General features: G+C 48.5%; 16 protein-coding genes and 3 pseudogenes. 8 read left to right on the top strand and 11 right to left on the bottom strand.

The features are described 5' to 3' along the window. The first annotated feature begins 261 nt into the window (after window positions 1-261). The 5 genes from JBO43_RS17695 to JBO43_RS17675 are packed head-to-tail and all read left to right on the top strand — an operon-like array spanning window position 262 to window position 2503. Window positions 262-741 carry a hypothetical protein gene (locus tag JBO43_RS17695; RefSeq protein WP_202668840.1) on the top strand — a complete coding sequence of 160 codons (480 nt, stop codon included), beginning with the start codon at window positions 262-264 and terminating at the stop codon, window positions 739-741. Window positions 742-776: 35 nt separating this feature from the next. Further along, complete coding sequence (locus JBO43_RS17690; RefSeq protein ID WP_202668841.1) at window positions 777-1880, top strand: hypothetical protein; 1104 nt, start codon at window positions 777-779, stop codon at window positions 1878-1880. Then, window positions 1871-2215, top strand: a complete 345-nt coding sequence (locus tag JBO43_RS17685) for a hypothetical protein (protein ID WP_202668842.1) — start codon at window positions 1871-1873, stop codon at window positions 2213-2215. The genes JBO43_RS17690 and JBO43_RS17685 overlap by 10 nt, the downstream gene beginning before the upstream one ends. After that, on the top strand, window positions 2202-2369 hold the full coding sequence (locus tag JBO43_RS17680; protein ID WP_202668843.1) for a hypothetical protein: 168 nt from the start codon (window positions 2202-2204) through the stop codon (window positions 2367-2369). Before JBO43_RS17685 ends, JBO43_RS17680 begins: the two co-directional genes overlap by 14 nt. Further along, window positions 2366-2503 carry a hypothetical protein gene (locus JBO43_RS17675; protein ID WP_202668844.1) on the top strand — a complete coding sequence of 46 codons (138 nt, stop codon included), beginning with the start codon at window positions 2366-2368 and terminating at the stop codon, window positions 2501-2503. Before JBO43_RS17680 ends, JBO43_RS17675 begins: the two co-directional genes overlap by 4 nt. A 123-nt stretch (window positions 2504-2626) precedes the next feature. Here the strand turns inward: JBO43_RS17675 and JBO43_RS17670 are convergent. After that, a pseudogene (locus JBO43_RS17670) lies at window positions 2627-2740 on the bottom strand (IS481 family transposase); the annotation flags it as partial. A gap of 75 nt (window positions 2741-2815) precedes the next feature. On the opposite strand from JBO43_RS17670, the gene JBO43_RS17665 reads away from it, so the two are divergent. Next, a protein-coding gene (locus JBO43_RS17665; RefSeq protein WP_202668824.1) for an IS3 family transposase occupies window positions 2816-3939 on the top strand; the annotation gives its coding sequence in 2 pieces (ribosomal slippage) (window positions 2816-3074 and window positions 3074-3939; 1125 coding nt in all). 68 nt (window positions 3940-4007) lie between these two features. On the opposite strand, the gene JBO43_RS17660 is transcribed toward JBO43_RS17665, so the two are convergent. From JBO43_RS17660 to JBO43_RS17630, 7 genes and pseudogenes are all read right to left on the bottom strand, one after another. Next, window positions 4008-5246: an IS110 family RNA-guided transposase gene (locus JBO43_RS17660; RefSeq protein ID WP_202666323.1), complete on the bottom strand. Its 1239-nt coding sequence runs from the start codon at window positions 5244-5246 to the stop codon at window positions 4008-4010. 349 nt (window positions 5247-5595) lie between these two features. Next, window positions 5596-5913, bottom strand: a complete 318-nt coding sequence (locus JBO43_RS17655; protein ID WP_202668825.1) for a hypothetical protein — start codon at window positions 5911-5913, stop codon at window positions 5596-5598. A 678-nt stretch (window positions 5914-6591) separates the two neighbouring features. Beyond that, window positions 6592-6822: a hypothetical protein gene (locus JBO43_RS17650; RefSeq protein WP_237730099.1), complete on the bottom strand. Its 231-nt coding sequence runs from the start codon at window positions 6820-6822 to the stop codon at window positions 6592-6594. A 116-nt stretch (window positions 6823-6938) separates the two neighbouring features. Beyond that, window positions 6939-8147, bottom strand: a complete 1209-nt coding sequence (locus JBO43_RS17645; protein WP_202668826.1) for a coiled-coil domain-containing protein — start codon at window positions 8145-8147, stop codon at window positions 6939-6941. Then, on the bottom strand, window positions 8144-8947 hold the full coding sequence (locus JBO43_RS17640) for a DUF4942 domain-containing protein (protein ID WP_202668827.1): 804 nt from the start codon (window positions 8945-8947) through the stop codon (window positions 8144-8146). The genes JBO43_RS17645 and JBO43_RS17640 overlap by 4 nt, the downstream gene beginning before the upstream one ends. 516 nt (window positions 8948-9463) lie before the next feature. Beyond that, a pseudogene (locus JBO43_RS17635) lies at window positions 9464-12441 on the bottom strand (Tn3 family transposase). 113 nt (window positions 12442-12554) lie between these two features. Beyond that, window positions 12555-13352 (bottom strand): hypothetical protein, encoded by a 798-nt coding sequence (locus JBO43_RS17630; RefSeq protein WP_202668828.1) that lies wholly within the window; start codon window positions 13350-13352, stop codon window positions 12555-12557. A 161-nt stretch (window positions 13353-13513) separates the two neighbouring features. On the opposite strand from JBO43_RS17630, the gene JBO43_RS17625 reads away from it, so the two are divergent. After that, window positions 13514-13966, top strand: a complete 453-nt coding sequence (locus tag JBO43_RS17625; protein ID WP_202668829.1) for a GNAT family N-acetyltransferase — start codon at window positions 13514-13516, stop codon at window positions 13964-13966. 416 nt (window positions 13967-14382) lie between these two features. Next, window positions 14383-14912 (top strand): annotated as a pseudogene (locus JBO43_RS17620) (N-acetyltransferase family protein). A gap of 82 nt (window positions 14913-14994) precedes the next feature. On the opposite strand, the gene arsH reads toward JBO43_RS17620, so the two are convergent. The 3 genes from arsH to JBO43_RS17605 form a co-directional block, all read right to left on the bottom strand. Beyond that, window positions 14995-15717, bottom strand: coding sequence for an arsenical resistance protein ArsH (arsH, locus tag JBO43_RS17615; RefSeq protein WP_202668830.1), 723 nt, complete (start codon window positions 15715-15717; stop codon window positions 14995-14997). 8 nt (window positions 15718-15725) lie between these two features. Further along, a complete protein-coding gene (locus JBO43_RS17610) occupies window positions 15726-16049 on the bottom strand; it encodes an ArsR/SmtB family transcription factor (RefSeq protein WP_032951265.1) in 324 nt (107 codons plus the stop codon). Window positions 16050-16150: 101 nt separating this feature from the next. Beyond that, on the bottom strand, window positions 16151-16657 hold a 507-nt coding region (locus JBO43_RS17605; protein ID WP_202668831.1), incomplete at its 5' end, for a permease.

Here is a 16657-nt window from a genome sequence, read left to right as displayed (position 1 = left end):
GGGAGCGGACAAGCTAACTGAGCTGAAGGTCCGCTGTGAGCGAGGAGCGGAAGTTGCACGTGATCATCAATGGACATGGAGCGGAGTAACCAGCTGAAAGGATACCAACCAAAGCAGAGGTTACTAACAACATTCACCTCATGGGCCGGATATGTATCGCCTTTCATACCCTCTGAGCATATTAGTATCAACTATTTGCGAACCATGCCGATACTGACAGAATGACTATCATTCGATGATAATGAAAGAAGGATACTTGAATTGAACAGAATGACAGGAATTGCTGTTTTATGTCTTGCGCTGATGGGATGCAGTTCTATGCCCTCAGAAAACAGAACGCATTACCTGAGAACGGAAATGCAATCACCAGTTTCAGGGCCAACAACAGTAACTGTAACCGCGGACAGCCTTCTGAAAAAAGACAATACCCGTAATTTGCTACTGTACGCACTCCGCCCGTTGCCTGGAAAAGTATTCACCTCTGATCTGGACAGAAAATTTGCAGCAGCGACGATCTATATCGATTTCTACGCAGATAAAGGAAACAGTACGGCCGAGATCAGTGGTGAGATAAATTACTATGATCACGAGCAATATGTGAATGCCCTCTTGGTAGGAGGCATTGTCAGGACAATACCACTTGCACCACAGGCCATCCCGCTGACGCTCAATAAGCCTTTATCAATCAGTCTGCCACATGGGATCCACTATTCCGTCATGCTGACGGACAGCCAGCCTTGAACAAAGCTCCGCTTAAAAAAACGCATGAGGACGTAATGGCGAATAGATGGCACAAAATTAAATCGGTTTTCATAGCAGAACCGGAAGATGCATACTGGGATCAAAGAGCGACCAACCTGGACTATCTGGTGAAGCGGCATACGGGTGAAATTGTAGTTGATCCGACCACCGCTCACTTGTCTCTGGATGACCGGGCCAAAATGGCAGTCGATACGGTAGACTTCGAGACGATGCTTTCCGACCTGGAGATATCGACGGATTATCGTGCACTCAATTCCAATGATATTGTTGTGGCAGTCTGCATTGGGATCATGGGGGTTGGCGCTGCGCATATGACAAATCACTATGCCGATGCACTGGAAGAAAAGTTCGTAAAGCTGCATGAGTATTTTAAGCCTAAGGGTGCAGGTGCCAGTCCCTTAGACTACCGGGCAGGTGCTAACCATCGATCTATCTTTGGGCACGACTTTAATCTCAATCAGAAACTGCCAGACGGTTATACGTATGGAGGGCAAGATGTCGGTGGGCAAACTGTATATTCGCTGGTACTAAAATACCTCGAAAGTAACTTTCCCGGGAGCACGGGACTCGGCCTGCATCTTAAAGCAATCCTGCATATTCTGACCCACTATCTTTCCGATTTACCCACAACGAAAGGGTTACCTTTACCCTTTTCTTCTTTTTTTACAGAATGGAAAGAGGACCCCACCAAATCATCAGGCTATGCGGCTTCTAACCCTTTGATGGAAGCTCTGGGAGATGAGTACGGAACTATAAACGCAGCTGATGCATCCAGCTACATTGTTATGAAGTTGCTTTTACTCTCTTATGGCGCTTTTGCCCATAGGGGACTGGATACTCCGGAAGATGAAAAAGAGCTACATAAGACGCAACTTGCGGTGATAGCTTATGGCACTGCTCTTATTATACAGATGCTTCTGCTGGTAACAGGAACTCTTGGACGAACCGGAAAGCTGAACTACCTTATTGCCGGTCCGTTCCTCTGGAACAGTGCCCGCTCGGTGTTGATAGTCCATAAACAGCATCGTCAGGTCATGACTCATTACGAGAAATCTATTGCCGTACTTAATGACAGCGAATCAAATTTTGACTATTGGGTAAAAACTGTATGCGTTTAGTAAACCATGCCACTAATACAAAAAACTTTTATCATTTTGAAGACTCCGATGATTTTTGCGAGCCTGCTGTAGTAACAGCAGCAGCTGAGCGTTTGCGGCAAAGCAAAGATCTTAATGGTGCTGATGCCGCCCAACTCGAAACGATTGTCTCGCTTGAACTGCTTAGGTATGAGTACGCTTCTGGCGAAATGCCGGTGGATGATTTAAAGTCGCAGATACAAAAACTGCGTAATACTTTAATCGATGTCTATGGCCGGGAACCTTTCGATAACGGCAATATAGATAAAGGTTTCTACAGATTTCTGAACGAGGAATATGGTCTTGTCACAAAGTAAAAACATCCTGGCCGCTGTTGGGTTATTAGTGACTGCTATTTCATCAGCTTTTGCAGGGAAAAAGGCTTCGGACCATCTTGAAAAACGTCGTAAAAAATCGCTTGAAAAGGAAGAGGGTGAGATTGATAAAAAACTGAAAAAGGACGGCAAATGATTATTTTATTTATTGTTATTGCATTAATTGCTTTTGTTATTATATTTGGTGCCAATGAGGTGTCCAGACGAAGAAGGCATCAGGCGATGCAGGAGGCAAAAAAGAAAAGGTTTCGTGATAGTGAGCAGAGATGAATGACGGAGTATTACGATCAAGCATATGTAGCATATTCATGATGTCCACTTCCCGTTATTTGATATGTATTAGCTCAGACCTGATCTGACAGTTACCGGTTATTTATACAGGTGTCTGTCAGATTACATCTGGCTTAAATTTTTATCAGCCCAGATGCGTTTTCCATCAAGTAATGTATCCATTGGCGTCCGCCTACAGCACATTTTTCCCTGATGGGTTCGCTCATTATTATAGTGAGTTTGACCTGCTCCCCGTTGATTAATACACCGCGATGTTAGTAATGTCTTCATAAGCCACATGAGGACATCCCCATGAAGAAGCGTTTTTCCGACGAACAGATCATCAGTATTCTCCGCGAGGCTGAAGCCGGAGTTTCTGCCCGTGAACTCTGCCGTAAGCACGCCATTTCCGACGCCACGTTTTATACCTGGCGTAAGAAGTATGGCGGCATGGAGGTGCCTGAGGTTAAGCGCCTGAAGTCGCTTGAGGAAGAGAACGCCAGACTCAAGAAGCTGCTCGCCGAGGCCATGCTGGATAAGGAGGCGCTTCAGGTGGCTCTTGGGCGAAAGTACTGACGACAGACCAGAAGCGCGAAGTCGTGGTGTTGATGTGTGATGCGACCGGTCTGTCGCAACGTCGTGCCTGCAGACTCACAGGTTTGTCCCTGTCGACCTGCCGCTATGACGCTCAGCGTCCGGCGGCTGATGCCCATTTATCAGGGCGCATTACTGAACTGGCACTGGAGCGCAGGCGTTTTGGCTACCGCCGCATATGGCAGTTACTGCGCCGTGAAGGGCTTCTGGTTAATCACAAGCGCGTGTACCGCCTTTATCATCTGAACGGGCTGGGCGTTAAACGCAGACGTCGTCGTAAAGGGCTTGCAACAGAACGTCTGCCGCTGCTCCGCCCGGCGGCGCCCAACATGACCTGGTCGATGGATTTCGTCATGGATGCGCTGGCTACTGGTCGCAGGATCAAGTGCCTTACCTGCGTCGATGACTTCACAAAGGAATGCCTGACGGTCACTGTTGCCTTCGGGATTTCAGGCGTGCAGGTCACGCGTATTCTGGACAGCATTGCGCTGTTTCGCGGCTATCCGGCTACGATAAGAACCGATCAGGGCCCGGAGTTTACCTGCCGAGCGCTCGATCAGTGGGCCTTTGAGCATGGAGTGGAGCTGCTGCGACTTATCCAGCCCGGCAAGCCGACGCAGAACGGATTTATTGAGAGTTTTAACGGACGCTTTCGCGATGAATGCCTGAATGAACACTGGTTCAGCGACGTCAATCATGCCAGGAAAACCATCAGCGAATGGCGTCAGGATTATAACGAATGTCGCCCGCACTCCACGCTGAATTATCAGACGCCGTCTGAATTTGCAGCGAGCTTGAGAAAGGGTAATTCTGAGAGTGAAGGATCCGACATTACTAACTGAGCCTTGTATCTAATCCTGGGGGCAGGTCACAACGTCCGCTTCACGCCCTGAGACATTCGACAAGCTTTTTACGGCATCAATAAGGGGGATTTTCGCGCTTCCAGTGCCAGCAAATATTTCGCTTCGTCATAACGGGTTCTGGTCTTCCAGCAGCGGTAAATTATCCTTATCCATTTGAATGCCAGAGCCCGGATAGCAGATTGATGAGATTTTCCTTTTTCTCGCAGCCCCTGATAATACAGCTTGGCCCAGTATGATGAGTTAACCGTCTTGGCAGCCCATTCGACAAAGGTTTGCCTGACGAACTTGGCACACTGCCATCGCCAGTGAACCCAGGATTTCTGGCCACTTCGTTCTGTCACCGGTGCAATACCTGTGTAGTTTTGAATTTCCTCAGCGCTGTTGAATCGGTCGCGGTTATCACCCAGTGCGGCAAGCATACGTGGGGCCATACAGGGCCCCATGCCCGGTAGTGATTTGAACAGTTCTGCATCCGGCAGCGTATCGAATAGCGATTCGATTCGTTCGTCGTAGGTTCTGATAAGTTCACCTACAAGTTTGATTTGCGATGCAAGAGCTGTTGCCATTAGCGCGTTCGCCTCGATGACACTTTTATCAGTGGTCAGGGGAATAGCGTTCGCAATGCTTGTAACCCGCTGTTCTGTATACGCTACAGCGGGACCACCTCTTGCGTTCATAAAATGACGAACGGTATCACTCCTGGCACGCTTGAGCTGTTGCAGGCTTGGCCAGCGGATTATGAGCTCACAGAACAATGCACTGTCCCGATGCGAGAACCATTCCAGGGGTTGAGGATAATACTGCTTAAGCGTGTTAATGAGCCGATTAACAAAGCGGCGTTTGTCTTCTACCAGCAGTCTGCGCTGCTCGACTAGTTGTAGAAGTAAACGGATATCAGCATTGTCGGGTTCGATGGGTTTTATCTTTTGGGGATAGCGAAGCATCAGATCTAACGCCAGCTCGGCATCCTGCGGATCGTCCTTCGCACCACTTGGCGAGAAGGTCTGCCGATAGCGGGCCAATGATAACGCGTGTACAGGAAAGACAGTAACAAATGGGTACTTCTGGAGAGCATACACGACCGGGCCTTTCTTCAGTTCAAGGGCGATAGCGATCCTGCCTTTGACCTTCTGATGCAGCTCATTGAGCCAGGTATCAAGCGATTCCGGCGTATGGTTAATCACATGGAATGTGCGCTCACCGTTTTTAAACTGAACGCAGACATCGTGCTTTTTATCCGCCCAGTCCAGACCAACATGAGCAGCAAACTGATCTATAGCAGTCATCACCAACTCCTTTTAACCGAGGATTGGTATGCATTCCACGCCCTTCGAAAGAAATATAGTCAGCAGTTTATCTGCATGCCCTGAGTATTCGTTAGCGAACGTGGAGCACTTACTGGCTCGAAAGCAAAGCGGCAATCATCAAATCACATGATTCTGGCACAATATTCGTAACCAGTAAGCGCATACCCTGAATCACTTAAAAGTGTAACCCTCAGGGTTCGAATGACTATACCTGGCACAGAGCTGCCTGTCAGATTAGGTTTAGATCTGTACCATAAGTGTGTCAGGACAAATCTGAGCTAATACACCTGACGTATTTTATCTAAAGGCCTCAGAAAGATCTGGAATCTTATTCCAGATCTTTCATAGCATCAATGGATGCAGTGTAAGTCTCATAATTCTCGCCATATTTTTCCATGGCTCGCTTAACCCGTTTTTTCTTAGCCAGTTCGGCAGCGTGTTGAGCCTGATATTCCTGATTATTATGCTTCTTAATGTCAGCTCCCGGGCCAGCGCCGTAGGTTTTGTTTTTGTCGCTGATGCAGGAACGGCATTTACTCTTCAGGCCAAACTTGCCTTTCAGTTCTTTGCCAAAGTCCGGAAACGGTTTTACCTGGAGGCAGGATTTACATTTTTTAAAGCCTTGCGGGAGATCAGTGTCAGTCATGGGCAGTTCCAGAAGAGAGCAGGGTTATGGCTAGTTTATCGCAAACCTGGACAATATACGAAGAATTCGACTACTTCCCACCGATTCAACATAACGAGCATTATGCGCATAAGCGATTGATTTTAAAGGGTGTTAAATTTAATATGCGCACTGATTATTAAGTCGGCATGTCAGAATTCTTCCTCCCAATGCACTTTAGAATTCTTCCTCCCAATGCACTTTTTCGCCCAAGTGTGTAGCCATTCTCTGTGTTTGACTTTGTCGTTTGGCGTTCATCGTCAGGTTAAAAATCCATACTGATGAGATCCATGAAAGTCTGGTACTTCATCCAGTCTCAGTAGCTCAGCATCGGTAAATTCTCGACCAAGTTTAGTGGCGACTGGTTGCCAGTGTACTCGAAGGCTGGGTAAAAGCTTCAAGCGCTGCTGGTAATGGGCTTCGCATACCCTAGTTACTTTCGCGCCTGCAATACGCACAACCCAGTGGCTGGAGCGATAAGGATAGTCATCGACACCTTCGCGAACAAAGTGGCAATACCATGTGCCGTCCGCTAACCTTAAATAATTATTTCCTGAGCGTCGCCACTCATAGATGGCGTCAATTATGTCCGGCAAATTACTATCTCCCGTGAGGGTTGGAAGCGTACACAGACCAGGATGTGAAATATCGCTTTAATGGTCAGGCGCCATAAATGTCGCCGGAATCCCAGCCAGCTTCAGCTAATGCTTCATCGCTATTCCTGGGGCCGGTTATCCACATACATTCCCTGGACGCTCTGGATGAAAATGCCCATGGCTCATCAGGATCAATAACGACAGCTTCTTCAGTGTACTCTGCACTTTCTGGGTCAGCAGGCACAACTCTGTTTGTATCGAAAATCCAGGATTTTGCCTCCTCATGAGTACTCATCAGAAATCGGTAAAGCTGGCAGCTTCCACCATCATTGATTGCGTATAGCCTCGACCTATCCCCAAACTCAACAGTGACGACATTATTCTTGCGGAAATCGCGATGAGTTTGCAGGTTTAGGGCTTATCGCTCTTCTTGCTGCCCGCTTTTACGTTCTTTACCGGCTTAACAGCTCGTGGTGTGGCAGCGCCGGAAAGCATGGCAACAGTCTCTTTCAGATTGGCCGAAATGGCTTTCTCTGCTGTCAGCAGCGAACTGGCAGTGAACAACTCTTCTTTCAGTGTCAGCATGCCCTCGACAAGACCCTTATTAATCTCGGATTTCTCATTTAACTGACCCGACAGGGTTTCGTTCTGTACTCGGGCCTCCCTGTAATGTCCTTTCAGCGTTTCGAGCTCAGAAGTTGCCGTTTCACATTGCTCACCAAGCTCACGTAGCTGGCTTTCAGCCCGGGCATGACTTTTGAGGGCTGCATCGAGCTCCCGTGCATGTTCAGTTTTAAGTGTGGCCATCGCTGTGGCCGCAGTCTCTAACTTGTTGCTTAACTCAACTACCGTTGATTTCAGGGTATTCCGTTCACTGCGAAGACTGCTGATCTCACCCTGTTGGGTGCGGGATTCGCTGACCAGCTGTTTGAGGTAGTCCTGCTGACTGGCCAGATCATGTCGACGTTCTGACAGCTGACTGGTCAGATTGTCACACGACAGCTGAAGCCGATCTGCTTCGGACTGTATTTTGTTTCTCTGTTGCTCAAGTGCGAGATTCTCATCCCGGGATTGCTCATATTTTAAAGTGGTGTCACTTAGCGACAGAGTGCATTTTTCCAGTTTTTCAAAAAGCTGCCGATTGATGCTTTTCTGGTGAACGATCTCTTCTTCATGCTCACGGTGCCGGGTTTCGTGGTTTCCAATGTCTGTTTGCAACGCCTGGATGTGGGAGACCAGCTCTTTCACTTTATCACTTTGAATGTCCTCATAGCTCATTCGGTAATACCAGGTGATCAGTGACATCAGGTCATCTACCGCCGTAGTGATCCCTTTAGGTATCGCCAGCTGGCGGGCTTCTTCTGGGACCGTTTCAACGTATTCGATATATTTCAGGAACATTTCCTGGGCCCGTTTGAAAGAACCGCCGACGGAATCTCTCAACCAATGTACCCGAAAGAACTGGTCCACGTTCTCGGGCGAAATACTTTTCTCTTCACAAAGGCGCTCGATAGCACTGAAGTAGGTAAGCATGCCAGTGGCGGTGTTCCGAGGCTGCTTTACTTTGTTTCCTACGGCGTCACGCTCCTGAGGAAGAGACTGATCTAATTCTGAGGTCATGCGGATTCTCCGGCCGGGAGTTGACCGGCAAAGTAGAGGATGATGAGATCGTTAAGGGCATTCAGCAATGATGGGGAATCAATGTGGATATGCACGTTGCCGTTCTGAAACAGCTTGCAGCGCCAGCCTTGGGAGTTAACCAGCGTACCGGCAGTTTCTTGTGTTCTCAGAGTGGTCAGTCTAGCGGACATATCGGCGCAATTGGCAGGCGTACTGACCCCGGTGCAGATGCACACGATATTCTCAAAGTCCCGAATATAAACAAGATTGTCGGGATTATACCCGTTATGCGTTAGCGGATCAGTGTGCTGGAATACACCGCGAAGAACAAAACGTGATGGCATGGTTGTTTTCTGCCGATTACGGATAAACCCCCGGTCCAGCTCGGTCAACAGGCCAACAAAGCCATCAGCAAGGGTCTGTGGTCGGTTTGCAACTGCTGCACGCAGAGTGGCACGGATAACCGAAATGGAGGCAATTGGGGGATCGGTGCGAAGTGACACGCTGAACGCTTCGCGCTGTTTGTGGTTCCAGCACCGGTCGAGCCCCGTTTCACTAAACAGCTTATTCCACGTCACTCTGTCCAACGATTTACGGCCGCTCTCGATAGACCCGTTCAGAGACTGCGGCAGGCCAAAAGCGTTAGGCTTCATGATGTCGCTGCTAAAGAGGCAGACCCCGGCCATTGTTGACGCTTCTGCAATTAGCCGCATGCCCTCTTCAAATTTCTGCATTGCCGTATCGCGTATTGCTGCCAGCTGCTCGGCCCGCGAATGTATCTTCAGTAGTTGTTCAGCCATCACTTATCACCCTCTTATTTTTCAGGAACGGGACGAATGCCATTCCGTCCTGCTTCTCCCGGATACGTAACCGGCCGCTGCGTTGCATGGGGCAAGACTTTTAGCGGCGGAATGCAGCTACTGTAACCATCCCCGAGAAATTTAAATTTCAGCACAAACTATGCGTGTCAGGATTATAGATTTCACTCAAACGCTCCTTTGGTTACTGCCTCACTATTTACTATTAACCATAAATCTAACACATCCCGGCACAAATCAAAGAGTCCGGACGGGGGGAAATGGAGGGGTATGAGATATTGATGTTTTTCAATAAGTTATATGTAAGCATACGTCAATGAATGAGATTTACATCGAATTAAATCTCATAGTGTAAAAAGAAGACAAAAATCAATGTTGATTTGGTGACATTGTCACGTATTGAGTCGCTTTTTGGTAATTAGTAAAGGCTTTACTAATTACTCTGCGATCTGATCGTTACTTTCTGGGGTCAGTTTAGATATCGAAAATTATTGTACGTTAAGGTTGTTTTTTGACCTTTCTACTTTATCTGGCCTCAGCCGACGAAACTTACCGGAAGCCGGTATCCGGTTACTCTTCCAGATATAATCGCCTGTCAGATTGATGTGTTCCCAGCCTAGCGGGGACAAATGCGACAGCAGTTGCTCGTTGATCTTCATCACCTTACGCTTCAAGGCCTCGACCGCTCTTTCCATATAGACGGTATTCCACAGCGAGATAGCTGCCGTCAGCTGCGTCAGTCCACTGGCGCGGTAGCTCTGATTTTCCGGTTTTCGGTCCCTTATTTCACCCAGCCGGTGCAGGAATACTGCACGCGCCAGCGCGTTACGGGCTTCTCCTTTATTCAGTCCAGCCTGTACCCGCCGACGAAGTGCCGGATCGCGGAACCAGTCGAGCATAAACAGAGTTCGTTCAATACGGCCAATTTCTCTCAGTGCTTTGGCAAGTCCGTTTTGCTTGGGGTAGCTGGCAAGCTTTTTCAGCATCAGGGATGCAGGAACGGTTCCCTGCTTTATTGAGGTCGCCAGGCGCAGCACTTCACGCCAGTGAATTTCAATTTCTTTCAGATTCAGGCTGGTTGTTGATATCAGTGACTGAAGCGCCGGGTATTGGTCCGCTTTCCCTTTGATAAACAGCTTCTTGTCGTGAAGATCCCTAATTCGTGGATAGAACGCAAATCCCAGCAGATGTATCAGGGCAAAGACATGATCGGTGAAACCCGCTGTATCAGTGTAATGCTCCCTAATTTCCAGGTCGTTTTCGTAGTACAGCAAGCCATCGAGCACATGTGTTGAATCCCTGACCCGACTGATTATGCAGGTGTAAAATGGGCTGTATTGATCCGAAATATGGGTATAAAACTGACGTCCGGGCTCCTGCCCGTATTTCGGGTTAACTTGACCTGCGTAGCGGCCTGCGCTGCCTGTTCTGAAATTCTGTCCATCTGATGATGAGGTTGTCCCGTCTCCCCAAAATGCCGCTAACGGCCGTTTTCCCTGCGCGTTCACCAATTCTGCAAGGGCGGCTGAATAGGTTTCGTCACGGACGTAACATGCCTGAATATCTTCGAGCGAGGATTTGGTGATCCCGGGGCAGGCTTCAGCCATTTTGGTCAGGCCAAGATTGATGCCATCCGCAAGAATGGTGGTGAGGAGCAGGCGGGTATCGGGACGGGTAATGTCATTTTTTATATGCGGAAAATGTCGGGTAAACGTCGTCCAGCTGTTAACCTCATCGAGAATTTCCGTAATTTTTGGGCGCGGTAGCATGCTGTAAACCAGCTCCGCCAGCGGTTACACCTGCACCGGAACGCAGTTATCCAGCGGAGAGACTTTTACTCCCCTGTCGGAAATTTCCACATCATGCAGTTCACCAAGGGCAGCCATGGCATTGACTTCTTCAAGTCTGGACTGAAGCAGGGTCATACGGCTGGTAATGTACTCATGATAATCAGCAGATACGGGCAGTGGCAGCGCCGGTGTGAGTTTGTCAAAGTCCTTTTCTGGTATGAGGTAATCATCAAAATTTTTGTAGTGGCGTTAGCCTTTAACCCAGATATCCCGGGAGCGCAACGCCCCCTTAAGCTCGCTGAGCGCACAAAATTCATAATACTGCTGGTCAACACCCGAAGGTGTAATAACCACCCTGCGCCAGCTTTCAGGGACAAACTCAAGCGGCGCTGTCGCCGGAACTTTACGTGACTGCTTCCGGTACATATCCTTGATCACAACCAGCGCATCAGCCAGAGGTTGCGCTGCCGGGGTTGCGACTAACTGTAAAGCGGACAACATGCGAGGGGCATATTTCCGTAATGTGTTGTATTTCTCAGTAATAATATGCAGCGGGTCAAAATTATTTTTTCTGGCGAGATGGCGTGTTTCCTCCAGACTGGCGACAAATTCAGGCCATGGAAGTATGTTTTCTATTGCGAGCCATGGATCGCCACCGGAATCACGGGCATCAGACAGCGCCTGACCGACATCGATGTACTGCCTCAGTTTGGACTGGATCAGCTTGCCGGTCTGCTGAAGGCGCTAAGCCTGTGTTCTTTTGGCTTTGCTGAAAAGACTGTTCAGCAGGCGTTCATGCAGTTCAATCACTTCGTCTGTCAGTGTGGCTCTGGCTTCTTCCAGCAAGCGCACCAGGATCGCATGATGCCGGGCTGCTGAAAACCGAGTCAAATCCCGACTGCTCATCTTTCTGCCTTCCCGCGCCAGTTTCAGTAACCGGTTCTGGTGAATGCTACGATCTATACCTTCCGGTAATGCCAGCGATTCAATGCTACTGAGCCGATCAAGATGTTGCAGCACGTTCTTACCATTTATTTTACCCGGCGGTTGCAGAAGCCATGTCAGCCTGGAAGACTGATTATCTGATGACTCAAGTAAACGATCCAGAGCATCCCTGTGAGCCGGAGTTAACGGGGCATTCAGGGTCTGAAATGCGATTTTATCGCCCCCTGCCATGGCCTCCGCACAGGTTCGCTCCACAACTTCAATCGCGGGTATTATCACGTTGTTCTGCCGGAGCCAGACCAGCAACTCTTCGGCCAGGAGAATACCTTTATCGGTGCGCGTCGCCATCGGCAGCAGGTATGTAACACAGTCCTGCTGTATTTTGCCGGTGAACGCCTTTACGCCAAGATAGCGGTACAGTTCGGTTAAATGTTCACGCCGGGAGGTATCCCTGCCGGAAAGGTAAGTTGACCAGAGATCCCCGGTGAGTTTTAGCCTGCTGGCTATATGTTTAAGCAGCGCATCAGCGGGGGAAATTTTTTTATCCGGAGCAAAGCCAACATTTTTCAGATAGCAAAGAAGGACGACAAAACCAAAACGGCTGGCGGGTTTACGATGAGCACCAATAAGCGCCAGGTCATGTTCACTGAAATACGCCATTCTGGTCAGCGTTAACTCATCGTCTGGGAATGCCAGTAATGATTCTCTTTCCGACAGCGAAAGGATCTGCCTCCGTGCCATATAGTTTCCTTATAAATTATTTTGTGCGGTATTTTTAACAAAATTGGTTCTCGCATAAGGGTATACCCTGACGCCAGAACTAAAACGTGACGACGCACGACATATACCAGAACTTATATGCGATAGCTTAAATGCAATAAGCGGTTACCGCACTTCAGTACATGCTGATTTTCCGTAAACATTCCACCGTCCAGGTTATGGCGGGCAATCATGCAGTCTGCCCAGTAGTGCCCCTGATTGATACGGGATTCCAGCCCCGGGTCGAGGACATAAATCAGCAAAGCGATAATAAGCACCCCAAAGGCACCGCTTGGGAGCCACCAACGTAGCCATTGCGTGTAGAGCCGTTTTTCAGGTGATGCGTTTTTCGGTGAATGACCGGGAAAAAACGATGATATTCCCATGCCCGTTTCATTATATAGCTGAGAGCAAACTACACTGATTTGACCTGACAGGTGATGATATGATTCTGCCCGCAGGATTAAAAAGTCGCCCCACCTCTGCTTGGACGAATCCCTGGTGGCTTTTGCATACTTATAAATTTCATCGTTTGTCTGCTCCAGCTTCACCGGGAGTTCATGGATCTCTTTTATCAGTTTCGGGCTCAGTGTTAACCAGTTCCCCTTAATATCGTCAAGAACAAAGGGGCCAACCGACGTTAACTCCAGCTGGTCGTAGTAATATTGCGTTACAGGATCATGCCGGTCAGCTGCGGCAACAGAGCAGGAGGACATCCAGGTTTCCAGACGCACGCTAAGTAGCGCACCCAAAAGCCGTCTGTCTGAATCCATCTGCTCTTTTTTGGTCTCTTTCTCCTTATGCTTGATATAGATCTGAGCGAGAATCGCACCACTAATGGCCAGAATGCCACCGACCAGAGTGGGGACAACCGAAGACCAGTTTATATCCATTACCGTGTGCTCCTGCGCTGTTGGAAATGCCCGTTCAGGCTCTTAGCAGGCCTCCTGCGCCGAGAGAATGTCCGCCTTCTGTATGGAGCGGACTTTGAACAAGATTTGATGTAGTGTATTGCGCGATTCGTATAGCAGCAACGTAAATGAGAGCCAGACTTATGAACTACTTTATTCGGCCAGTTACGTCTGACGATATCAATACAATCATCGAATTCACCATTCAGGCAGCACAAGAATCAGAAGGTTCAGTGATTGATCTTGTTGCTGTAGAGCGTGGTGTTTCGTCAGCGTTTAGTGAAAACCCACGTTCAAAATATTGGGTCATGGAAGATTCTTCAAGAACGGTGATTGCCAATACCTCTGTCGTAAAAGAATGGAGTGATTTCTATGGTAATGACTACTGGTGGATTCAAATTTTTTATATCGCCCCGGAGCCTCGTGGGATGGGATTAGCTGATGAGCTCATCAAACATCTTACAAAAGAAGCCAAATCAGAAAAGGCACTGGAGCCTCGCTTAAATGTCCACGGAGATAACAGTCGTGCGATTCGAGCTTATGGGCGATGTGGTTTCACTGAATCTCCGTATACCATTATGAAAGTGGGTTTATAACTTCCCCAAATAGAGCACCCTATTGCCCTACCTGAAATCAGAACACAATGCCGCGAAAGCGGCATCTTTCATTCCAATGATGTTCTTGATCGCCCCAAGCATATAACGCCAATTTCCGCTTCTCGCTCAAAGCTGCACGTCAGCTCCTACCTGATTAAAAAACAGGCTTACCGTACAATAATTTTCGTTTCCCAAACGGAGCCCTGGTTACAGCCTTTCGCAGGTATGCAAAATACAGGTACTTTATAAAACCAGTGAAGACCATACAGAATCGCTATAATTGTAAACTCAGTTGAATGAAGGATGACACGATTATCCGGATAAAATATTTACTTATAGGGGTGATAAGTATTTCACTATGTCTGAAGTGTTTTCAATGAGGTAGGCTTTTGCTCTTATCCTGCAGGGAGTTATAGATGGAAATAACGGAAGCAGATGAAAGACATATCTCCGCGATTCAACAGATATACGCCTGGCATGTATCGCATGGCACAGCCACTTTTGAAACAGAGCCACCCGATGTCGCAGAAATGACTGCCCGGCAAAAAAGATACATGCTGCCGGACTTCCGTGGTTTGTCGCGATAGAGAATAGAAAGGTTCTGGGTTATTGTTACCTTTCACTTTACCGTGAAAGATGTGCATACCGGTTCACTCTGGAAGATTCCATATACATAGCCCCTGCATTACAAGGGCGAGGGATCGGAACGGTGTTATTGTCACGTGTAGTGTCATGGGCAGAGGAATATGGTTTTCGCCAGCTTGTCGCGGTAGTGGGTAACAGTGAAAATATCGCCTCTCTTGCACTGCACCGTTCCGCCAGTTTCAGCCATACGGGGACATTCAAATCCGTGGGTTTTAAGCACGGCCGCTGGCTTGATACAGTAATACTGCAACGCACTCTTGGTGTTGGTGATGCAACGCTTCCGGACATACCCTCTGGCTGAAGCACTTCTCTACATCCGGAAAGATTATTTCGGGGAGCACCCTCCCTGAAAGAAATCAGATATCTTCAGTAAACCTTAAGCGCTATATGCTGCGCTGGTTTACCCTATCGGAAAGTGCCTCTGCACTTTCCTTACGTTCACTGTAGCGGTCAACCAGGCAGGCCGTTCTTACCCGGGTAAGCAACGTAAACTTCATCAGCTCTTCCATCACATCCACGATCCTGTCGTAATAGGCTGAGGGCTTCATCCTGCCTTCTTCATCAAATTCCTGCCAGGCTTTGGCGACTGATGACTGATTCGGGATAGTGAACATTCGCATCCAGCGGCCAAGAATACGCATCTGGTTTACCGCATTAAAGGACTGAGAGCCACCGCTGACCTGCATCACCGCCAGCGTTTTCCCCTGGGAAGGACGTACAGCTCCTTCGCTCAGTGGGATCCAGTCTATCTGTGCTTTCATAATCCCGGTCATTGCCCCATGACGTTCAGGGGAACACCACACCATCCCTTCCGACCATCGCACCAGTTCACGGAGCTCGGCAACTTTCGGGTGGGTATCCGGAGCATCATCTGGCAGGGGAAGCCCTGACGGACAAAAAATACGGACTTCAGCCCCCATGGCGGTGAGCAGGCGTGCGCCTTCCTCCGTAGCCAGGCGACTGTAAGAACGTTCACGTACAGATCCATACAACATCAAAATACGCGGTGCATACCCTGGAGTTTCAGATACTGGGTTATCAGTAAAATCCGGCACGCTGAAAATGTCAGGGATGATATTTGGCAGGCTGTCATTCAATTTGTTCATTGCTGGTTTTACTCACGGGTTGATGTAACTGTTGAAACACTGGCTGCGCTGCCCATGCAACACTCATCCAGCAAAAATCCGACAATCTGGCTCAGTTGTTCATACTGTGGCTGGCAGTACAGAGTGCGCCCCTGCCTTTCCTGGCGTATAAGCCCCACAGACAACAAGGCAGACAGGTGATGGCTTAGCGTCGACGCCGGGATATCGAGACGCTTTTGTAACTCCCCGACAGGCAAGCCTGTATATCCAAATTTAACCAGTTCCTTGAAGATGCCGAGCCGGGTCGGATGACCCAGCTCCTTCAGTGCATCTGCCGCCTTCACAATATCCATAACACCTCCTTAATCTGTATTTCCAGAATAATGGAATCTTCAAATATAGCAATCCTTCAAATCTGACAGCAGTAATGTCCAGGGGCGCATTTACGGGTTGTTCAGAAAAAGAGATAAGCTGTGTAGCCTGCCATTATCGCCATCGAAATAATGACCAGCACGAATGCTGCCAGCAGCCTGAACCTGAAAAGGGCGCGCAACAGGATCAGTTCCGTCAGGCTGGCACCTGCACTGCCGATGCCAAGAGCAAGAACCGTTCCGGCCCCCACCCCTTTGGCCAGTAATGCAGCCGCCAGAGTAATAACCGCTTCAGCCCGGATATAAAGGGGCACACCAATAATTGTCGCAACAGGAATGGCAAAAGGATTTGCCGGTCCTGCATACCGATCAAGTAACGTCGTGGGCTGGTAACCATAAATTATACTTCCGATAGCTATCCCGGCGATAAGGTAGGGGAAAACACCTCTGAAGTCAGCCCAAATTACCCCAACACTTTTGTCTCTCAAAGCTCTCGAATAAAAAAATATACAATTACTATCAAGATGATAGGAAAATGAACAGTTCAAGATTTGTATGGGGAACCTCTCGAATATCAAATATTCGGTGGT

This window comes from Lelliottia jeotgali, assembly GCF_016771845.1.
GTDB lineage: Bacteria > Pseudomonadota > Gammaproteobacteria > Enterobacterales > Enterobacteriaceae > Enterobacter > Enterobacter jeotgali.
The sequence above is the reverse complement of the archived record's forward strand: the minus strand, read 5'-3'. Positions and strand labels throughout refer to the sequence as shown.

Excerpts from the sequence above, each read along its gene's own strand:
- JBO43_RS17675 (WP_202668844.1), top strand. The coding sequence starts at position 2,366 with ATGATTATTTTATTTATTGTTATTGCATTAATTGCTTTTGTTATTATA.
- JBO43_RS17625 (WP_202668829.1), top strand. The coding sequence starts at position 13,514 with ATGAACTACTTTATTCGGCCAGTTACGTCTGACGATATCAATACAATC.
- JBO43_RS17640 (WP_202668827.1), bottom strand. The coding sequence starts at position 8,947 with ATGGCTGAACAACTACTGAAGATACATTCGCGGGCCGAGCAGCTGGCA.
- JBO43_RS17690 (WP_202668841.1), top strand. The coding sequence starts at position 777 with ATGGCGAATAGATGGCACAAAATTAAATCGGTTTTCATAGCAGAACCG.
- arsH (WP_202668830.1), bottom strand. The coding sequence starts at position 15,717 with ATGAACAAATTGAATGACAGCCTGCCAAATATCATCCCTGACATTTTC.
- JBO43_RS17645 (WP_202668826.1), bottom strand. The coding sequence starts at position 8,147 with ATGACCTCAGAATTAGATCAGTCTCTTCCTCAGGAGCGTGACGCCGTA.
- JBO43_RS17630 (WP_202668828.1), bottom strand. The coding sequence starts at position 13,352 with ATGGATATAAACTGGTCTTCGGTTGTCCCCACTCTGGTCGGTGGCATT.
- JBO43_RS17660 (WP_202666323.1), bottom strand. The coding sequence starts at position 5,246 with ATGACTGCTATAGATCAGTTTGCTGCTCATGTTGGTCTGGACTGGGCG.
- JBO43_RS17685 (WP_202668842.1), top strand. The coding sequence starts at position 1,871 with ATGCGTTTAGTAAACCATGCCACTAATACAAAAAACTTTTATCATTTT.
- JBO43_RS17650 (WP_237730099.1), bottom strand. The coding sequence starts at position 6,822 with ATGAGTACTCATGAGGAGGCAAAATCCTGGATTTTCGATACAAACAGA.
- JBO43_RS17610 (WP_032951265.1), bottom strand. The coding sequence starts at position 16,049 with ATGGATATTGTGAAGGCGGCAGATGCACTGAAGGAGCTGGGTCATCCG.
- JBO43_RS17655 (WP_202668825.1), bottom strand. The coding sequence starts at position 5,913 with ATGACTGACACTGATCTCCCGCAAGGCTTTAAAAAATGTAAATCCTGC.